Source organism: Pseudomonas schmalbachii (genome assembly GCF_017589465.1).
In the GTDB taxonomy this organism is placed as follows: Bacteria; Pseudomonadota; Gammaproteobacteria; order Pseudomonadales; family Pseudomonadaceae; genus Pseudomonas; species Pseudomonas schmalbachii.
Map to the genome: position 1 here is coordinate 95,538 of NZ_JAELYA010000003.1, position 18,755 is coordinate 114,292.

Annotated in this window: 18 protein-coding genes and 1 other RNA gene; 9 read left to right on the forward strand and 10 right to left on the reverse strand. The window is 65.7% G+C overall.

Features of this window, described 5'->3' with window-relative positions; all coding sequences use genetic code 11:
- Nucleotides 1–283: 283 nt before the first annotated feature.
- The gene (locus JFY56_RS09380) at nucleotides 284–745 is read right to left on the reverse strand and encodes an Lrp/AsnC family transcriptional regulator (RefSeq protein WP_208313389.1); all 462 of its coding nucleotides are present in this window, start codon (nucleotides 743–745) and stop codon (nucleotides 284–286) included.
- Between the two features lie 294 nt (nucleotides 746–1,039).
- On the opposite strand from JFY56_RS09380, the gene JFY56_RS09385 reads away from it, so the two are divergent.
- The 4 genes from JFY56_RS09385 to lpdA are packed head-to-tail and all read left to right on the forward strand — an operon-like array spanning nucleotide 1,040 to nucleotide 6,012.
- The gene (locus JFY56_RS09385) at nucleotides 1,040–2,272 is read left to right on the forward strand and encodes a 3-methyl-2-oxobutanoate dehydrogenase (2-methylpropanoyl-transferring) subunit alpha (RefSeq protein WP_208313390.1); all 1,233 of its coding nucleotides are present in this window, start codon (nucleotides 1,040–1,042) and stop codon (nucleotides 2,270–2,272) included.
- Nucleotides 2,269–3,321, forward strand: a complete 1,053-nt coding sequence (locus JFY56_RS09390) for an alpha-ketoacid dehydrogenase subunit beta (protein ID WP_208313391.1) — start codon at nucleotides 2,269–2,271, stop codon at nucleotides 3,319–3,321. Before JFY56_RS09385 ends, JFY56_RS09390 begins: the two co-directional genes overlap by 4 nt.
- On the forward strand, nucleotides 3,322–4,605 hold the full coding sequence (locus JFY56_RS09395; RefSeq protein ID WP_208313392.1) for a dihydrolipoamide acetyltransferase family protein: 1,284 nt from the start codon (nucleotides 3,322–3,324) through the stop codon (nucleotides 4,603–4,605).
- A gap of 6 nt (nucleotides 4,606–4,611) precedes the next feature.
- Complete coding sequence (gene lpdA / locus JFY56_RS09400; RefSeq protein ID WP_208313393.1) at nucleotides 4,612–6,012, forward strand: dihydrolipoyl dehydrogenase; 1,401 nt, start codon at nucleotides 4,612–4,614, stop codon at nucleotides 6,010–6,012.
- Between the two features lie 6 nt (nucleotides 6,013–6,018).
- Here lpdA and JFY56_RS09405 read toward each other — a convergent pair whose 3' ends face one another.
- Entirely contained in the window at nucleotides 6,019–7,062 is a 1,044-nt protein-coding gene (locus tag JFY56_RS09405) for a GlxA family transcriptional regulator (RefSeq protein ID WP_208313394.1), read from the reverse strand.
- A 110-nt stretch (nucleotides 7,063–7,172) separates the two neighbouring features.
- Between JFY56_RS09405 and JFY56_RS09410 the strand changes: the two genes are divergently transcribed.
- Nucleotides 7,173–8,453 (forward strand): tetratricopeptide repeat protein, encoded by a 1,281-nt coding sequence (locus JFY56_RS09410; RefSeq protein WP_208313395.1) that lies wholly within the window; start codon nucleotides 7,173–7,175, stop codon nucleotides 8,451–8,453.
- 39 nt (nucleotides 8,454–8,492) lie between these two features.
- Here the strand turns inward: JFY56_RS09410 and recR are convergent, their stop codons facing one another.
- The 3 genes from recR to dnaX all read right to left on the reverse strand — a co-directional run bounded on the left by recR (nucleotide 8,493) and on the right by dnaX (nucleotide 11,730).
- Nucleotides 8,493–9,092 (reverse strand): recombination mediator RecR, encoded by a 600-nt coding sequence (recR, locus tag JFY56_RS09415; RefSeq protein ID WP_208313396.1) that lies wholly within the window; start codon nucleotides 9,090–9,092, stop codon nucleotides 8,493–8,495.
- A gap of 251 nt (nucleotides 9,093–9,343) precedes the next feature.
- On the reverse strand, nucleotides 9,344–9,670 hold the full coding sequence (locus JFY56_RS09420) for a YbaB/EbfC family nucleoid-associated protein (protein ID WP_009619439.1): 327 nt from the start codon (nucleotides 9,668–9,670) through the stop codon (nucleotides 9,344–9,346).
- A gap of 38 nt (nucleotides 9,671–9,708) precedes the next feature.
- On the reverse strand, nucleotides 9,709–11,730 hold the full coding sequence (dnaX, locus tag JFY56_RS09425) for a DNA polymerase III subunit gamma/tau (RefSeq protein ID WP_208313397.1): 2,022 nt from the start codon (nucleotides 11,728–11,730) through the stop codon (nucleotides 9,709–9,711).
- Between the two features lie 154 nt (nucleotides 11,731–11,884).
- Here dnaX and JFY56_RS09430 point away from each other — a divergent pair, with 154 nt between their 5' ends.
- The 3 genes from JFY56_RS09430 to JFY56_RS09440 all read left to right on the forward strand — a co-directional run bounded on the left by JFY56_RS09430 (nucleotide 11,885) and on the right by JFY56_RS09440 (nucleotide 13,744).
- Nucleotides 11,885–12,607, forward strand: a complete 723-nt coding sequence (locus tag JFY56_RS09430) for a substrate-binding periplasmic protein (RefSeq protein WP_208313398.1) — start codon at nucleotides 11,885–11,887, stop codon at nucleotides 12,605–12,607.
- A gap of 166 nt (nucleotides 12,608–12,773) precedes the next feature.
- Nucleotides 12,774–13,529: a DUF2092 domain-containing protein gene (locus JFY56_RS09435; protein ID WP_268968858.1), complete on the forward strand. Its 756-nt coding sequence runs from the start codon at nucleotides 12,774–12,776 to the stop codon at nucleotides 13,527–13,529.
- Nucleotides 13,526–13,744, forward strand: coding sequence for a hypothetical protein (locus tag JFY56_RS09440; protein ID WP_208313400.1), 219 nt, complete (start codon nucleotides 13,526–13,528; stop codon nucleotides 13,742–13,744). The genes JFY56_RS09435 and JFY56_RS09440 overlap by 4 nt, the downstream gene beginning before the upstream one ends.
- Nucleotides 13,745–13,881: 137 nt before the next feature.
- Here JFY56_RS09440 and ffs read toward each other — a convergent pair.
- Nucleotides 13,882–13,978: signal recognition particle sRNA small type (gene ffs / locus JFY56_RS09445), an RNA gene on the reverse strand.
- Between the two features lie 225 nt (nucleotides 13,979–14,203).
- On the opposite strand from ffs, the gene JFY56_RS09450 reads away from it, so the two are divergent.
- Complete coding sequence (locus JFY56_RS09450; RefSeq protein ID WP_208313401.1) at nucleotides 14,204–14,575, forward strand: hypothetical protein; 372 nt, start codon at nucleotides 14,204–14,206, stop codon at nucleotides 14,573–14,575.
- 2 nt (nucleotides 14,576–14,577) lie between these two features.
- On the opposite strand, the gene JFY56_RS09455 is transcribed toward JFY56_RS09450, so the two are convergent.
- The 4 genes from JFY56_RS09455 to zipA all read right to left on the reverse strand — a co-directional run bounded on the left by JFY56_RS09455 (nucleotide 14,578) and on the right by zipA (nucleotide 18,706).
- Nucleotides 14,578–14,955 carry a hypothetical protein gene (locus JFY56_RS09455; protein ID WP_208313402.1) on the reverse strand — a complete coding sequence of 126 codons (378 nt, stop codon included), beginning with the start codon at nucleotides 14,953–14,955 and terminating at the stop codon, nucleotides 14,578–14,580.
- Nucleotides 14,956–15,009: 54 nt separating this feature from the next.
- Complete coding sequence (locus tag JFY56_RS09460) at nucleotides 15,010–15,288, reverse strand: HU family DNA-binding protein (RefSeq protein ID WP_208313403.1); 279 nt, start codon at nucleotides 15,286–15,288, stop codon at nucleotides 15,010–15,012.
- A gap of 47 nt (nucleotides 15,289–15,335) precedes the next feature.
- Entirely contained in the window at nucleotides 15,336–17,720 is a 2,385-nt protein-coding gene (gene ligA / locus JFY56_RS09465; protein WP_208313745.1) for an NAD-dependent DNA ligase LigA, read from the reverse strand.
- 110 nt (nucleotides 17,721–17,830) lie between these two features.
- Entirely contained in the window at nucleotides 17,831–18,706 is an 876-nt protein-coding gene (gene zipA, locus JFY56_RS09470) for a cell division protein ZipA (protein WP_208313404.1), read from the reverse strand.
- Nucleotides 18,707–18,755 lie beyond the last annotated feature (49 nt).

Genomic DNA, 18,755 nt, shown 5'->3' on the forward strand with positions numbered 1-18,755 from the left:
CGCCCGACGTCCGGCGGCTTCTCCCCCAACGATGCGCCCTCGTAGGTTGGCGCTGAACGCAGTGAAGCCCAACATCCACTGCGCTCAATCCATCCTGCGAAGCTTTTTGTAGGAGCCAGCTTGCTGGCGATCCGGAACTTCACCTGGCACCGAGTTGCCGGCTGACACCATGATCGCCAGCAAGCTGGCTCCTACAGTGCGTAGGTTGAGCGAAGTGTTCTGCCGGGAGACATGGGTATCGCTTCGCTCAACCCATCCTACAAAGCACTGCCCTTCCCAGCCGCTATATCGGCGGCGCCGATCTCAGCATCACCGACTTCAACGCAAACGCCGACTTGATCCCCGCCACCCCCGGAATCTGCGTCAGCGTGCCGATGAGAAATTGCTGGTACGCCGCCAGGTCCTTCACCACCACCCGCAGCATGTAATCCGCATCCCCGGTCATCTGGAAGCAGCTCATCACCTGCGGCGCCTGGACGATTCGTTCCTCGAACCGGGCGAGGTAGTCGCCGGTCTGCTTTTCTAAGGAGACCGAGACGAAAACGCTCATCGCCCCGGACAGGCGCTCCTCATCGAGCCGCGCGAAGTAGCCCTGGATGTAATGCTCCTCTTCCAGGCGACGCACCCGGCGCAGCGTCGGGGTCAGCGACAGCCCTATCTTCTGGGCCAGGTCGCGCCAGCTCAGGCGGCCGTCCTCGGCCAGGGCGCGGAGTATTTTCAGGTCGATCCGGTCAAGTTCGGACATGGCTGCCTATTTCTACGATTCAGATATTTTGTAGTTCAAAGATACTAATAAGGCGCATCCGAACTAGTCAATTTGGAGCAAAAAACTAGCAGCCGAAGCATATACTGAATTCACAAGAACAAACGACGAGGGCCTCACCATGAGTGATGTCACGCATAAACACCTCCCCTGCGGCGCCCCATCCGCACCTCCCCAGTCGGGCCGGTTCCACCCGCCCAGTCCGCCCTCCGCGATGCTCGTTCGTTCCTGATCCCTTACCCGATCAATCCTTGAGCCTTTGCGGCTGGAGGCAACATGACTGACTACGCACCCTTGCGCCTGCACGTACCGGAACCCACCGGGCGGCCGGGCTGCAAGACCGATTTCTCCTACCTGCACCTTTCCGACGCCGGCAGCGTGCGCAAGCCGGCCATCGACGTCGAGCCAGCGGAAACCAGCGACCTGGCCTACAGCCTGGTGCGCGTGCTGGACGACCAGGGCAACGCCGTCGGCCCGTGGAACCCGGAGCTGAGCGACGAGCAACTGCTGCGCGGCCTGCGCGTGATGCTGAAGACACGCATCTTCGACGCCCGCATGACCACCGCGCAGCGGCAGAAGAAGATGTCCTTCTATATGCAGTGCCTGGGCGAGGAAGCCATCGCCACCGCGCACACCATGGCGCTGAAGGACGGCGACATGTGCTTCCCGACCTATCGCCAGCAGGGCATCCTGATCACGCGGAACTACCCGCTGAAGGACATGATCTGCCAGCTCCTCTCCAACGAGGCCGACCCGCTCAAGGGCCGCCAGCTGCCGATCATGTACTCCAGCCGCGAATACGGCTTCTTCTCGATTTCCGGCAACCTCGCCACCCAGTTCATCCAGGCGGTCGGCTGGGGCATGGCCTCGGCGATCAAGGGCGATACCAAGATCGCCTCGGCCTGGATCGGCGACGGCGCCACCGCCGAAGCGGACTTCCACACCGCCCTCACCTTCGCCCACGTCTACCGCGCGCCGGTGATCCTCAACGTGGTCAACAACCAGTGGGCGATCTCCACCTTCCAGGCCATCGCCGGCGGTGAAGGCACCACCTTCGCCAACCGTGGCGTGGGCTGCGGCATCGCCTCGCTGCGGGTCGACGGCAACGACTTCCTCGCCGTCTACGCCGCCTCGCAATGGGCCGCCGAACGCGCCCGGCGCAACCTCGGCCCGAGCCTGATCGAGTGGGTCACCTACCGCGCCGGCCCGCACTCGACCTCGGACGATCCGTCGAAATACCGCCCGGCCGACGACTACACCAACTTCCCGCTCGGCGACCCGATCGCCCGCCTGAAGCAGCACATGGTCGCCCTCGGCATCTGGTCCGACGAGCAGCACGAAGCGCTGCACAAGGAACTGGAAGCGGAAGTGATCGCCGCACAGAAGGAAGCCGAAAGCCACGGCTCGCTGGTGGACGGCCACGTCTTCAGCGCCGCCAGCATGTTCGACGACGTCTACAAGGACCTGCCGGAACACCTGCGCCGGCAGCGCCAGGAGCTCGGGGTATGAATGCCATGAACCCGCAAACGGAAAACGCCCAGGCAGTAACCAGCATGACCATGATCCAGGCGCTGCGCTCGGCGATGGACGTGATGCTCGAACGCGACGACAACGTCGTGGTATTCGGCCAGGACGTCGGCTACTTCGGCGGCGTGTTCCGCTGCACCGAAGGCCTGCAGAAGAAATACGGCACCTCGCGGGTGTTCGACGCGCCGATCTCGGAAAGCGGCATCATCGGCGCCGCCGTCGGCATGTGCGCCTACGGCCTGCGCCCGGTGGTGGAAATCCAGTTCGCCGACTACGTCTACCCGGCCACCGACCAGTTGGTGTCCGAGGCGGCGCGCATCCGCTACCGCTCGGTGAACGATTTCGTCGTGCCGATGGTGGTGCGCATGCCCTGCGGCGGCGGCATCTACGGCGGTCAGACGCACAGCCAGAGCCCGGAAGCGATGTTCACCCAGGTCTGCGGCCTGCGCACGGTGATGCCGTCCAACCCGTACGACGCCAAGGGCCTGCTGATCGCCTGCATCGAGAACGACGACCCGGTGATCTTCCTGGAACCCAAGCGCCTGTATAACGGCCCGTTCGACGGCCACCACGACCGCCCGGTGACGCCCTGGTCCAAGCACCCGGCCAGCCAGGTGCCGGAGGGCTATTACAGCGTGCCGCTGGACAAGGCGGTCATCGCCCGCGAAGGCAGCGAGCTCACCGTGTTGACCTACGGCACCACCGTCTACGTGGCACAGACCGCGGCCGAGGAGACCGGCATCGACGCCGAGATCATCGACCTGCGCAGTCTCTGGCCGCTGGACCTGGACACCATCGTCGCCTCGGTGAAGAAGACCGGCCGCTGCGTCATCGTCCACGAGGCCACCCGCACCTGCGGCTACGGCGCCGAGCTGATGTCGCTGGTCCAGGAGAACTGCTTCCACCACCTCGAATCGCCCATCGCGCGCGTGACCGGCTGGGACACCCCCTACCCGCACGCCCAGGAATGGGACTACTTCCCCGGGCCGGCGCGGGTCGGCGCCGCCTTCAAGCGTGCCATGGAGGTTTGAATGGGCATTCACGTCATCAAGATGCCGGATATCGGCGAAGGCATCGCCGAGGTCGAACTGGTCGAATGGCATGTGCAGATCGGCGATGAGGTCAGCGAGGACCAGGTGCTGGCCGAGGTCATGACCGACAAGGCCACCGTGGAAATCCCTTCGCCGGTGGCCGGGCGCATCCTTGCCCTCGGCGGACATCCGGGACAGGTGATGCCGGTCGGCGGCGAGCTGATCCGCCTGGAAGTGGAAGGCGCCGGCAACCTGAAGGAAACCGCGCAGCCGAAGGTGCAGGAAGAAGCGCCAGCGAAGCCGGAAGCCAAGGCCGAAGCGGCCCCGCAGCCAGCCCGGACCGAGCCGCGCGTGGAGCACAAACCGATCGCCCCGGCAGCCCGCCCCGCGCCAACGCCTGCGGTACGCCGCGCGCCGGGCGAAAAGCCGCTGGCTTCCCCGGCTATCCGCCAGCGCGCCCGTGATCTCGGCGTCGAGCTGCAGTTCGTGCAGGGGAGCGGCCCCGCCGGCCGCATCCTTCAGGACGATCTGGAGCACTACCTGACCCACGGCGGCGCCACCGTCGCCTCCGGCTACGCCGCGCGCCATGACGAGCAGAAGATCCCGGTGATCGGCCTGCGCCGGCAGATCGCGCGCAAGATGGCCGAGGCCAAGCGGCGCATTCCGCACTTCAGTTATGTCGAGGAAATCGACGTCACCGATCTCGAAGCCCTGCGCCAGCACCTCAACGCCAAGTACGGCGCGGCACGCGGCAAGCTTACCCTGCTGCCCTTCATCGCCCGCGCGATGGTGGTCGCGCTGCGCGAGTTCCCGCAGCTCAACGCCCGCTACGACGACGAGGCCGACCTGGTCACCCGCTACGGCGCGGTGCACCTGGGCGTCGCCACCCAGAGCGACAGCGGCCTGATGGTGCCGGTGCTGCGCAACGCCGAATCCCGCGACCTGTGGAGCAACTCCGCGGAAGTGGCGCGCCTGGCGGAAGCCGCGCGCAGCGGCAAGGCCAGCCGCGAGGAACTGTCCGGCTCGACCATCACCCTGAGCAGCCTCGGTGCCCTCGGCGGCATCGTCAGCACGCCGGTGATCAACCATCCGGAAGTGGCCATCGTCGGGGTCAACCGCATGGTCGAACGGCCGATGGTGATCAATGGCCAGATCGTCGTGCGCAAGATGATGAACCTGTCCTCGTCCTTCGATCACCGGGTGGTCGACGGCATGGACGCGGCGGCCTTCATCCAGGCCGTGCGCGCCCTGCTCGAACACCCCGCCACCCTGTTCCTGGAGTAAGCGTCGATGGCTCAAGTAACCGAAACCACGCTGCTGATCATCGGCGGCGGCCCCGGCGGCTACGTCGCCGCCATCCGCGCCGGCCAGCTCGGCACCCGCACCGTGCTGGTGGAGGGCGCCGCCCTCGGCGGCACCTGCCTGAACATCGGCTGCATCCCTTCCAAGGCACTGATCCACGCCGCCGAGGAATACCTCAAGGCCCGCGAGTTCGCCGGCAACTCGGCGCTGGGCATCAGCGTGCAGACGCCGAGCATCGACATCCAGCGCACCGTGGAATGGAAGGACGGCATCGTCGACCGCCTGACCACCGGCGTCGCCGCGCTGCTGAAGAAGCATGGCGTCACCGTGGTGCAGGGCTGGGCCAGGATCGTCGACGGAAAGACCGTGGAAGTCGATCTCGCCGATGGCGGCACTCAGCGGATCCACTGTGAACACATGCTGCTGGCCGCCGGCTCGAAGTCGGTGGAACTGCCCTTCCTGCCGCTGGGCGGCAACGTCATCTCGTCCACCGAGGCGCTGGCGCCCAGGGTACTGCCCAAGCGGCTGGCGGTGGTCGGCGGCGGCTACATCGGCCTGGAACTGGGCACCGCCTACCGCAAGCTGGGCGTCGAGGTGACGGTGGTGGAAGCGCAGCCGCGCATCCTGCCGACCTACGACGAGGAGCTGACCAAACCCGTCGCCGCCGCGCTGCGCAAGCTGGGCGTCGAGCTCTACCTCGGCCACAGCGTGATGGGCCTGGAACCGGGCGGCCACGGCCTGCGCGTACGCGACGGCCAGGGTGCACAGCGGGTGATCGAGACCGACCAGGTGCTGGTCGCCGTCGGCCGTAACCCCAACACCGCCGGCTGGAACCTGGAAACCCTGCATCTGGACATGAACGGCCGCGCCGTGAAGATCGACGAGCAGTGCCACACCTCGATGCGCAACGTCTGGGCCATCGGCGACATCGCCGGCGAGCCCATGCTGGCGCACCGGGCGATGGCCCAGGGAGAGATGGTCGCGGAAATCATCGCCGGCAAGCGCCGCGCCTTCACCCCCACGGCGATCCCGGCGGTGTGCTTCACCGATCCGGAAGTGGTGGTGGTCGGCCAGACGCCGGAACAGGCCAAGGCCGCCGGGGTGGATTGCATCGTCAGCAACTTCCCGTTCGCTGCCAATGGCCGGGCGATGACGCTGGAATCCAGCGACGGCTTCGTCCGCGTGGTGGCACGCCGCGACAACCACCTGATCCTCGGCTGGCAGGCCGTGGGCAAGGCGGTGTCTGAGCTGTCCACGGCATTCGTCCAGTCGCTGGAAATGGGCGCCTGCCTGGAAGACATCGCCGGCACCATCCATGCCCATCCGACCCTCGGCGAGGCGGTGCAGGAAGCGGCGCTGAAAGCGCTGGGGCACGCGCTGCATATCTGACGGCCATCAGCTGTCCACGGCTGCCCCGGCGAGCCGGCGCAACAGGCTGCCGAAGCGGCGCCGGTATTGCGCCGGGGTCAGGCCGACCTTGCGCCGGAACAGCCGGCTGAAGAAGCTGGCGTCCTGGTAGCCGATCTCCAGGGCGATGGCTTCCACCGGCAGGTCGCCGGATTCCAGCAGTTGCTTGGCCTCTTCCAGACGCAGGGTATGGATGTAGTCCAGCGGGGTCATGCCGGTGGCCTGGGCGAACCGGCGCTGGAAGGTGCGCTCGGCCAGCCCGCTCATCTGCACCATCGCCGCCACCGGCGCTTCGCTGTCGTAGTGCTGGGCGGCCCACTCCTGGGTGCGCGCCACCAGCGCATCGCTCGCCTGCAGGGAACGCGACATTGCGGCATAGGCCAGCGGACTGGACGAATCCCAGTTGAGCACATTGAGCCGCGCCACCTGCATCGCCTCTTCGGCGCCGACGTAACGGGCGATCAGGTACAGCGCCAGCGCATGCCAGCTGGTGCCGCTGCCGGCCATCACCAGGCGCTGCCCCACCCCTGCGGCGACCAGCGCCTTTTCCGGCCGCCACTGGGTTTCCGGATAGGAATCCTGCAGGCATTCGCAGTAGCCCCAGTGCGAAGTGCCCTCCTGACCGGCCAGCAATCCGGTGCGCGCAAGCAGCACGGCGCCGGAACAGGCCGAGGCCAGCGTGGCGCCGCCAGCGAAGCGCTCACGCAGCCATGCGGCCTCCACGTCATAGCGGTCATCCAGCGGCAACCAGGGCGGCAGCATCAGGTCGCTGACCACCACCACATCCACTGCCTGAACGTCCGCCAGCCCGGCATGCGGATGCACAGTCACATCGTTGGCGATCTGCAGCGGGCGGCCATCGCGGCTGACGATCGACGGCTGGATGGGCGGCTCGACCTCGACGCGATTCATCAGCATCTGCCAGTCGCGGCGGGCGCTGAGCAGCAGGTCGTAGATGCCGAACAGGGTCGATGCCGAGGTGTCCGGCAATACGAGCAGCGCCACATGGAGAACAGATGCAGGGCTAGCCATTGGCGGGAATGTCCGGTTTCTTGCCGAGATGACTTTAGTCAAGCACGCCCGCAGCCCCGACCATGGTCTCGCGCCGGTTCAACCCGGCTTTGCGATAGACGGAGTGTTCCATGAAAGACGCCAATAATCAGGAAATATCCGGAAGCAACGCACAATCACTGGAACTGATCGAACTTGCCCTGCACCAGTTCCGCTGCCTGGCCGACGATCCTCTCGCCACCGCCGATGCCGCGCTGGCGGCTTCACCCGAGCTGGTCATGGGGCACATCCTGCGCGCCTGGCTGCATCTGCTCAGCACCGAGGCGCCGGCAGTCGCCATCGCCCGCGACGCCGCGACCACTGCCCGCAGCCTGCCGCGCAACGAGCGCGAAACCTTGCACCTGCGCGCCATCGAGCAACTCTGCGCGGGCCGCTGGCGCGCTGCCGGGCGCACGCTGGAAGACCTCAGCATCGCCTATCCCCACGACTCCCTGGCCCTGCAGGCCGGCCAGCAGATCGACTTCTTCACCGGCGATACGCGCATGCTGCGCGACCGCCTGGCCCGCGCGATGCTGCACTGGACGCCTGACCGGAGCGGCTATCACGCGGTCCTCGGCATGTACGCCTTCGGCCTGGAGGAAAACGGCGACTACGCCAACGCCGAACGATTGGGGCGCACCGCGGTGGAACTGCAACCCCGCGACAGCTGGGCGCAACATGCCGTGGCGCACGTCATGGAGATGCAGGGGCGGCGCGAGGAAGGCATCCGCTGGATGCGCGACAACGCGGGATGGCAGCGCGACAGTTTCCTCGCCGTGCACAACTGGTGGCATCTGGCGCTGTATCACCTGGAACTGGGCGACTACGACGAGGTGCTGCGACTCTTCGACGGCCCCATCGACGGCCATGGCTCGCTCCTGCACATGGAACTGCTCGACGCCTGCGCCCTGCTCTGGCGCCTGCAACTGCGCGGGGTGGATGTCGGCGACCGCTGGCATTCGCTGGCCGAGCGCTGGGCGCCGTCGGCGACCAGCAGCCACTATGCCTTCAACGATCTGCACGCCGCCCTGGCGTTCACCTGCGCCGGCCGCGAGGAACTGCTGGAAGAATTGCTGGCGGCACAGATCGCCGCCGAACGGCGCGAGGACGACAACGCCCTCTTCACCCGCGAGGTCGGAACACCGGCAACCCGCGCGCTGGTGGCCTTCCAGGCCGGCGACTATGCGCGCTGCGTGCGCCTGCTGCGGCCGATTCGCAGCCATGCCCACCGTTTCGGCGGCAGCCATGCGCAGCGCGACCTGCTAGACCAGACCCTGATCGCCGCCGCCCGGCGCAGTGGCGAAACGGCACTGGCCCAGGCGCTGGAAAGCGAACGACGGCTGCTCGCCGAGCAGCGATCGGCCGTTGCCTGAATATAGGGAAAGCGCTGAAGCCTGGCCGCCCGCTGGCGGTCAGGTACCTATGGGACGGCGCCCGGCGAGCGCGTGGGCCAGGGTGCCGCCGTCCACCAGCTCCAGCTCACCGCCCAGCGGCACGCCATGGGCGATACGCGACAGGACAAGGCCCTTGCCGGCCAGCAGCTGGGCGATGTAGTGGGCGGTCGCCTCGCCTTCCACCGTGGGGTTGGTGGCGAGGATGATCTCGCTGAAGGCGCCATTCTCGATACGCGCCTCCAGTTCGGGGATGCCGATGGCTTCCGGACCGAGGCCATCCAGCGGCGACAGGTGCCCCTTCAGGACGAAGTAGCGGCCGCGGTAGCCGGTCTGCTCCACCGCGAACACATCCAGCGGACCCTCGACCACGCAGAGCACCGAATCGTCCCGGCGCGGGTCGGCGCACTGCGGGCAGAACTCGTCCTCGCTCAGGGTCCGGCACTGCTTGCAGTGCCCGACGCCCTCCATCGCCTGCGTCAGCGCCTGGGCCAGGCGCAGGCCGCCGCTGCGGTCACGCTCCAGCAGTTGCAGCGCCATGCGCTGGGCGCTCTTCTGCCCGACACCGGGAAGAATCCGCAGGGCGTCGATCAGTTGGCGAATGAGGGGGCTGAAGCTCATGGGAAGGAACCAGGAAAATGAGAGGAATGCAGGAGCAACTGTCTTGCGACCAAGGGTGCTTTTCGTAGGGTGGACAACGCGAAGCTTGTCCACCATCAGCCTTGACGGGGTATCGCTGGTGGAAAAGGCTTCGCCGTTTTCCACCCTACAGTCCGAGGCGAGGGGACCTACCTGTGGAGCGAGCTTGCTCGCGAAGCTTTTGGTGTTGCCACCGTTCGCGAGCAAGCTCGCTCCTACATGCGTGGTGCGAGCTAGAAAGGCATTTTAAACCCAGGCGGGAGCTGCATGCCGGCAGTCATGCCAGCCATCTTCTCCTGGTTGTTCTGCTCGATCTTGCGCACGGCGTCGTTCACCGCGGCGGCGATCAGGTCTTCGAGGATTTCCTTGTCTTCCTGCATCAGGCTGTCGTCCAGGCTGACGCGCTTGACGTCATGACGACCGGTCATGACCACGCTCACCAGGCCGGCGCCGGACTGGCCGGTGACTTCGGCGTTGGCCAGCTCTTCCTGCATCTTCTGCATCTTTTCCTGCATCTGCTGGGCCTGCTTCATCAGACCGGCCATGCCACCTTTCATCATTTCCATCACCTCGATTGTCTAGTGTCGGGAAGGCCGGATCAGGCCTTCACTTCTACGGGTTCGATAGTACCGTCGCGGACTACCGCGGCGAACTGTTGCTTCATCTGCTGGACGTACGGGTCGGCCTCGATCGACGCCTCGGCCGAGCGCTGGCGGTCGGCGCGCTTGCGCGCGGCGGCCTGCGCAGGGGTTTCCTGCTCGGGCTTCTGCAGCGTCACTTCGACCTTGAGCTCGCGGCCGTGGTACTGGTTGAGCGCATCGTTCAGGCGGCGCTGCTGGTTGGCGTTGAACAGCGCGCTCTGGCCCGGGTCCAGGTGCAAGTGCCAGACGTCGTCCTGCACCGCAACCAGGGTGCAGTTGGCGGCGATGCTGGCGGTCATGCCAGCCAGGCCCAGGCGCGGGAACAGGTCCAGCCACTCGGCGGCCAGCCCGGTCGCGGGCATGGCGGCAGGTTCCGGCTCAGGCTCGGCCTGCGCCTGGGACGCCTGCTCATCCAGATAGACCAGGGAATCCATGTCGACTTCATAGTAGTCGTCCGCCGGCGGCGGCTCGTCGTCGGATTCGTCGTCCTCGGCGAGGTCGACGGCGACAGCCTGCTCGACCACCGGCTCGACCGGTGGCGCGTCGGCGACCGGCTTGCTGACGGCGGGCTCTTCCCACGGCAGGTCGACGATCTCTTCGACGGGCGCCGCGACCGGCTGCTCGGGCTCTGCCACAGGCGCCGCAGGTGCGACTTCCACCACGGGAGCCTCTGCGACCGGAGCCGGAGCCGGAGCCGGAGCCGCGACAGGCTCGGGCTGCACCGGCGCGGGCGCAACTGCAGCCGGTACGGTGGTGACGACCGGGATGCTCGCCGTGGAAGGCGCAATGACCGGCGCCGCCGTGTTGGCGCCGGCCACTGGTCTGGTGGAGGAATCAGCCGTGGCCGTGCTGATCCCCAGATCCTTTAGTGGCGATCTCGGCGTCCCGCCGCTGTCGGCCGGGCGAAACGCCAGCATGCGCAGCAGGACCATCTCGAAGCCGCTGCGCGGGTCCGGCGCCAGCGGCAGGTCGCGACGGCCGATCAGGCCCATCTGGTAGTAGAACTGCACATCCTCGGCCGGCAGCGCACGAGCCAGCGCGAGCACCTTGTCGCGGTCGCCCTGGCCGTTGTCCACCGCATCCGGCAGCGCCTGGGCGATGGCCACGCGATGCAGCACATTGAGCAGCTCGGCGAGCACGCCGCTCCAGTCCGGCCCCTGTTCGGCCAACTGGCGCACCGCTTCCAGCAAGGCGCGGGCATCGCCTTCCAGCAAGGCGTGGAGAACGCCATACACCTGGCCATGGTCGAGCGTGCCGAGCATGGCGCGCACATCGGCGGCCAGCACCTTGCCCTCGCCGAAGGCGATGGCCTGGTCGGTAAGGCTCATGGCGTCGCGCATCGAACCGTCGGCGGCGCGGCCGAGCAGCCACAGGGCGTCTTCCTCGAACGGCACGTTCTCGGCGTTCAGCACATGGCTGAGATGCTCGACCACCCGTTCCGGCGGCATGTTCTTCAGGGAGAACTGCAGGCAGCGCGAGAGGATGGTCACCGGCAGCTTCTGCGGATCGGTGGTGGCGAGCAGGAACTTCACGTGCGGCGGCGGCTCTTCCAGCGTCTTCAACAGGGCGTTGAAGCTGTGGGTGGAGAGCATGTGCACTTCGTCGATCAGGTAGACCTTGTAGCGGCCACGAGTCGGCGAGTACTGCACGTTGTCCAGCAGCTCGCGGGTGTCTTCGACCTTGGTGCGGCTGGCGGCGTCGACTTCGATCAGGTCGACGAAGCGGCCCTCGTCGATCTCCCGGCAGACCGAACACTGCCCGCACGGCGTGGAGCTGACGCCGGTCTCGCAGTTCAGGCACTTGGCGAGAATCCGCGCGATGGTGGTCTTGCCCACGCCGCGGGTGCCGGTGAACAGATAGGCGTGGTGCAGGCGCTGGTTGTCCAGAGCGTTGATCAGGGCCCGTAGCACGTGGGTCTGGCCGACCATTTCACGGAACGAGCGGGGACGCCATTTACGGGCAAGAACCTGATAACTCATTGAAAACCATCGCATCGGGTAGGCGGAAGTGGGGCTAATCGTAGCGAAGCGGACCATAAATTGCACCCGATGCAACACCGTACGCATTTTGCGGCTTGGCAAGATCCACGACGGGAAGGCATTGTGTCGCCACCTTGCCGACTCCGGAGCCGCGATGCGCATCCTCACCGTTGCCCTGCTGCTGTTTGCCACCCTGGCGAATGCCGAGCCGAGGACGTTGCGCTTTTCCGTGGTTGACAGCTGGGCGATGCCGCTGGCGCGCATCGAAAATGGCCGGCTGACCGGCGGCATTCTCTTCGAGCTGTTCACCGCCACGGCGCAGAAGGTCGGCCTGCAGCCCGAATTCCGCATCCTGCCACGCGCCCGGGTCGACCAGGCACAGCTCAAGCGCAGCATCGATCTGCGCTGCTACGTCGCTCCGGCCTGGACCGATCGGCAATTCCCCGAATATCGCTGGAGCGTGCCGCTGCTGGTCCAGCGCGACCTGCTGGTCAGCAAGACGTCCATGCCGGGCGATCTCGAACGGTTGCCGAAACAGACCATCGGCACCGTCCTCGGCTACCACTACCCACGGCTGCAGCCGCTGCTGGAGAGCGGCCAGCTCGCCCGCGACGACGCCCGCAACCAGGAACTGGTGCTGCGCAAGCTCCAGGCCGGCCGTTATCGCTACGCGATCAGCAACCAGTTCGCCCTGGACTGGTTCAATCACGACCTGCCGGACAGCCAGCGCCTGCGTGGCGTCGAGGTGGTAGAGGAAACCGCCCTCGCCTGCCAGGTGCTGGACGCCCCGGACCTGCCTACCGAGTCCATCCTCGACGCCCTCGCCACCCTGAAGGACTCCGGCGAGATCGAGCGGATACTCGCAAACTACCGCTGACTCCCACCGCCCGGCGCGCCCGCTCGTCCGCATCCGCCGGTCGGTGGGCGGCCTCTCGTCTATACCTGTCGCTTGCAGATGTTCCCTATATCGTTCCCATGGGTGCCTTCAAATGAACAAGATCGCCCGCAAGCTGAGCAGAACGTCCGCTTTTCATCTACCAGGGATGGCACTGGCGGTTGTCATCGCCGCGGCAATTCCCGGGGCCTCATCGGCCGACGAGGCAGATGCCAAGAATCTCCTGAAGAAGATGTCCGACTTCCTGGCTGCGCAGAAGGCCCTGTCCTTCAGCTATGACGCCGACCTCGAAGTCGTCACCAACGACAACCAGAAACTTGCCCTGGCCAACTCCGGCAGCGTCAGCCTGACCCGCCCGGACAAGATTCGCGCCACGCGCCACGGCGGCTTCGCCAACATGGAAATGGTCTTCGACGGCAAGACCGCGACCCTGCTCGGCAAGAACGCCAATGCCTACGTGCAGGTGGAAACACCGGGCAGCGTCGATCACCTGGTCAACGAGCTGCGCGACAAGTACAACCGCCCCGTGCCTGCTGCGGACCTGCTGCTGACGGACGTCTACGGCGAACTGATGGCCGACGTCACCAACGTCAAGGACCTGGGCAGCGGCGTGATCGGCGGAACCGAATGCGACTACCTGGCGTTCCGCGCCAAGGACGTCGACTGGCAGATCTGGATTGCCCAGGGCGAGCACCCCTACCCCTGCCGCTACGTCATCACCTCCAAGCAGGTCGCCCACAGCCCGCAATACAGCATCACCTTCCGGGACTGGAAATCCGGGGATGGGGTCGCAGCCCAGGACTACAGCTTCAGCGCTCCGGCGAACGCCAGGAAGGTCGACCTGAAAGAGCTCGCCGAATCCGACGAGTTGCCGAAGAACTTCGTGATTGGAGGCAAGAAATGAGCATCTTCCGGTACTTTGGCGGCTTTCTGCTGGTAACGGCCATCGGCTACGGCGCCCAGCAACTGGGCGAAACGCTGTCGGTTCCCGGGCTTGTCGGCTTCCACCTCATCCCCCCCGCCGAGGCGGTCGTCGGCCGCCCGCTAACCCCGGTCAGCGTAGCCGGCGTGGCACGACGCACCGCGCGGCGCTGTGCCGTGGGTGTCTACAACTGCTAGGACTGGATGGTCGAAACGGACGGTCCGAGTGAAGCGATACGCCGCTTGAGGGTGCGCGGCCATGGGTATCGCTTCTCTCAACCCATCCTACGGGGCGGGCCCTCGTCGAAAAAACCAGGGCCCCAAAATGGAGGCGGCCCCACCAGCCACACCCCGGCACACGATGTCCCCGCTATGGCTGCTTCCTTCCGGACCTGACCAGGTTAACGGGTAATCGTTGCGGGGGGACCGATGGGGCCACCATAACGAAGCCCACCAGCACGGTGGGCCGCGCCATTGTACAGACCTGCGCACAAATTACAACGGCTTCAAACACTTACATGTTTGTGTGAACGCGTCGACTTGTCGCGCAAAAAATCAGAATCGTCTGCTGTGTGTGTATTACATTTCTTATAGGGAGTTGGCTGATTTAAGGACATTTAGTTATCAGAAATTTCATACACGCATAGGAATCCAACAATGAACAAGAACAAAATACTTGGTTCTCTGCTTCTTCTCGTAGGCAGTGCAAACGCTGCGGACATGGCCGGAACCATCACCTTTCGCGGCTCCATCGTCGAGCCGCCCTGCAGCACGGGGATCGTCAGCACCTCGGCCAGCCAGCCGCGGGTCCAGCTCAGCGAATGCTCGGTCCCGCTTCAGGTCGGCCTGACAGACCCGCATCGGCCGGGCTCGCCGGTACGGGCATCGATCACCGACATGCAAGGTCGCCCGGTAGCAGAACTGCAGGATGTGTCGCGAATGCCGTACGGCGAACAATTGCTGCAGGTGCGCAAACAGGCCGGCAGCCAGATGCCGAAGGCGCTGACGGTCAACCTGACCTATCTGTAAGGCTATTGCGCCTGAATCATCCCACCGGGTAACGGCTGGGTGGAAACCTCCAGCCCCGGGCCGAGATAGAGATCGAGCTTGGCGTAACCAGGACGGGTGCTGAAGCTTGCATACTTCTCGCCCCCCCGGTGGAACCTGAAGGCCACCTGATAACCGTCACCGCGCCACAGGCGCAACGGAAACTGCAGTACCTCGCCGGGCTGGATCTGCCCCGCCCGGCTCTCCTCGCCGTTCTCCATGAAGCTGTAGCTCACCGGACCGCCGCCCTGGGCTTCGTAGTGCAGCAGAATCTGCGGGCGCTCGTTCCAGGCCACGTACAACCCGAACAGCAACACCAGCGCCAGCACGCCCAGCAGGCGCTGCTTTCTCGACTTGTCCATCGACTGCCTCCGCAGACAGGCCGCCCGCCACTATGAATGGCGGGCGGACCGGGATCAGTTCAGGCTGTCGGTCAGCGCCTTGGCCGGCACGAAGCGCACTACCTTCTTCGCGGCGATCTGGATGGTCTTGCCGGTCTGCGGATTGCGACCGCTGCGCGCGGCGCGTTCGGTGACCTTCAGCTTGCCGATCCCCGGCAGGGTCAGCTCGCCGTCGTTCTCCAGGCTGTCCTGGGCGATCTGCGCCAGCTGTTCGAACACGCCGCGCACGGAGGCCTGGGTCAGATCGAGGGATTCAGAGATATCGCGAACCAGTTGGTCTTTGGTCAAAGCCATGATGTCACTCCATTTTCGAGTTGCTTGAATTCAAACGCCGGAGGCCGTCAGGCATCCAGTCCATGTTCGGCCAGCAGGGCCAGCAGTCCTTCTTCATCCATTACCCGGACGTCCAGTTCGGTCGCCTTGGCCAGCTTCGAACCGGCTCCCGGACCGGCTACCACGCAGTGGGTCTTCGCCGAAACCGAACCGGCCACCTTGGCGCCCAGGCTTTCCAGCTTGTCCTTGGCCACGTCGCGGCTCATCGCCTCCAGCGTGCCGGTCAGAACCCAGGTCTGCCCCGCCAGCGGCAGGCCTTCGACGACCTTGCGCTGGCTCTGCCAGTGCATGCCGAACTCACGCAGTTGGGCCTCCACGTCACGGGCGCGCTGCGCCTGGTCCGCCACGGAGAAGAAGTCGCGCAGCGACTGCCGGGCCTTCTCATTCAGCCCCTTGAGCGTAGCGAGGGTCAGCCAGTCCTGGCTGAGGGCGATGATCGCCTCCAGATCGCCGGCACTTTCAGCCAGCTTCTTCGCGCCGGTTGCGGCGATACCGGGGATGTTCAGCTTGTCGATGAAGCCGGGCAGGGTCGCGCAGGCAGCGAACTCGGCTGCCACATCGCCTTCCTCCTGCAACTCGATACCGCGTTCGAGCAGCTCGGCGATCACCTTGCAGTTGTGCTCATCGCCGAAGAAGTTGTGGATCTCGTAGGCCACCTCCTGCCCCACGTCCGGCAGGTAGGTCAGCACTTCCGGCAGCGCCTTCATGATCCGCTCCAGCGAACCCAGCGCGCGGGCCAGCAGCTTGGCGGTTTCCTCGCCAACGTCGGGAATGCCCAGGGCATAGATGAAGCGCGCCAGGCTCGGGCGCCTGCTGTCGGCGATGGACGCCAGCAGGTTGCGCGTGGAAAGGTCGGCGAAGCCCTCCAGCTCGACCACCTGCTCGTAGGCCAGGGTGTAGAGATCGGCCGGCGACTTCGCCAGCCCCTTGTCCACCAGCTGTTCGACGATCTTGTCACCGAGGCCGTCGATATCCATGGCGCGGCGCGAGACGAAGTGGATGATCGACTGCTTCAACTGCGCCTGGCAGAACAGGCGGCCGACACAGCGGTAGATGGCGCCTTCGCTGACCGATTCCTTGCCCTTGCCGCGCTTGACCAACTGGGTGCGCTCGACCTGCGAGCCGCACACCGGGCATACCGTCGGCACCTGCACCGGACGCGCATCCGCCGGGCGGCGCTCGGTCACCACCTGCATCACCTGCGGAATCACGTCGCCGGCGCGGCGGATGATCACCGTATCGCCGATCATCAGGCCCAGGCGCGCCACTTCATCCATATTGTGCAGGGTCGCATTGGATACGGTGACGCCCGCCACCTGCACCGGCTTCAGACGCGCAACCGGGGTTACCGCACCGGTGCGGCCAACCTGGAATTCCACATCGAGCAGTTCGGTCAGTTCCTCGCGGGCGGGGAACTTGTGAGCGATCGCCCAGCGCGGCTCGCGGGCGCGGAAGCCCAGTTCGCGCTGGAACTCGATGCGATTGACCTTGAACACCACGCCATCGATCTCGTACGCCAGGCTGTCGCGGCGCTCGCCGATGTCCTGGTAATAGGCACGACACTCGGCGGCGCCCTTGACCAGCTTCAGTTCACGGCTGATCGGGACACCCCACCGCTTCAGGGCTTCGAGCATCTCGATCTGGGTGTCCGGCAGTTCGCCATCGACCCGGCCAACGCCATAGGCGCAGAACTCCAGCGGACGGCTGGCGGTGATCTTCGCATCCAGCTGGCGCAGGCTGCCGGCGGCGGCATTGCGCGGGTTGGCGAAGGTCTTGCCGCCGGTTTCCACGGCGCGCGCGTTGAGCGCCTCGAAACCGGCGCGTGACATGTAGACCTCGCCGCGCACCTCCAGCACTTCCGGCCAGCCTTCGCCCTGCAGGCGCAACGGGATGTTGCGCACGGTACGCACGTTGGCGCTGATGTCCTCGCCGGTGGTGCCGTCGCCGCGGGTCGCGCCGCGTACCAGCCGGCCATTTTCATAGAGCAGGCTGACCGCCAGGCCGTCGAGCTTGGGTTCGCAGCTGTATTCCACCTCGGCGCCGCCACCGAACAGATCGCCCGCCGGCAGCAGGTCGGCCAGTCCCTCTCGCACGCGGCGGTCGAAGTCGAGCAGGTCCTGTTCCTCGAAGGCGTTGCCCAGGCTGAGCATCGGCACCTCGTGGCGCACCTCGCCAAAGGCCGAAGCGGCATTGCCGCCGACCCGCTGGGTGGGCGACTCCGGGGTAACCAGTTCGGGATGCGCTTCTTCGAGAGCCTGCAGCTCACGGAACAGGCGGTCGTACTCGGCATCGGGAACGCTCGGTTCGTCGAGTACGTAGTAGCGGTAGTTGTGCGCGTCGAGTTCGCTGCGCAACTGGGCGATTCGCTCTGCGGCGGTCTGGGCGTCGGTCATATTCATCTGGCTGCAAGCGGGTTTCGGAAGGCTGGGCGCTGAAAAATCGAAAGCCGGAAGGGACTGGGGCGTCGCTTCCGGCTTTCGGCATCACGCTTCCGGCTTTGAGGTTAGCGTTTCTGGGTCAGGGCACGGCGTTCGAAATCGATGATGCGCTGGCGGTAGTGCTCGATGGTCTGGGCGGTCATTACGCTGCGCTGCTCGTCCTTCAGTTCGCCATTCAGCTCCTGCGCCAGTTTGCGCGCCGCCGCGATCATCACGTCGAATGCCTGTTTCGGATGGCGCGGGCCCGGCAGGCCGAGGAAGAAGCTCACCGCACGGGTGCTGAAGTTGTCGATGTTGTCCAGGTCGAAAGTGCCCGGCCTCACCGCGTTGACCATGGAGAACAGCACTTCGCCGTTGCCGGCCATGCTCTCGTGGCGGTGGAAGATGTTCATGTCGCCGTAGCGCAGGCCGCTTTCCAGAATGTTCTGCAGCAGCGCCGGGCCCTTGAAGCCACCTTCCTCGCGGGAAATCACGTTGATGATCAGCACTTCCTCGGGCGCCACGGCCGGAGCAGGCGCTGCCGCCGCTGCTGCCTGGCGATCCTTCTTGCGCTCCCTGGCCTTGGGCTTCTCTTTCGGCGCCTCGGCCAGGGGATCGGGGAAGTCTTCCTCATCCAGCGGACCGAGCAGGTTCGGCGCCGGATCGTCGAGGTTCAGGTCACCCTGGCGTGGCTCACCACGACTTTTGCCGCGCATCTCGCGCGCGCTGACCTTGGGCAGCTCATGCTCGTCCAGCGAGGGTTCCTGGTGCGCGACCACTCGCGACGGGCCGAGCAATTCCGGATTGTCGTCGTCGCCATCCGGCTGGTTGGTAAAGTGGCGGTCCAGCTTGAAGCGCAACTTGCCCTTCCCACCCCGCATTCGCCGCCAGCCATCGAACAGAATGCCGGCGATCACGATAAGCCCAATGACGATCAGCCATTCGCGTAGCCCGATATCCATTTAATCCCGTTGCCCCTGATGAAAATGATGATGAAGAAAAGGATTTCCT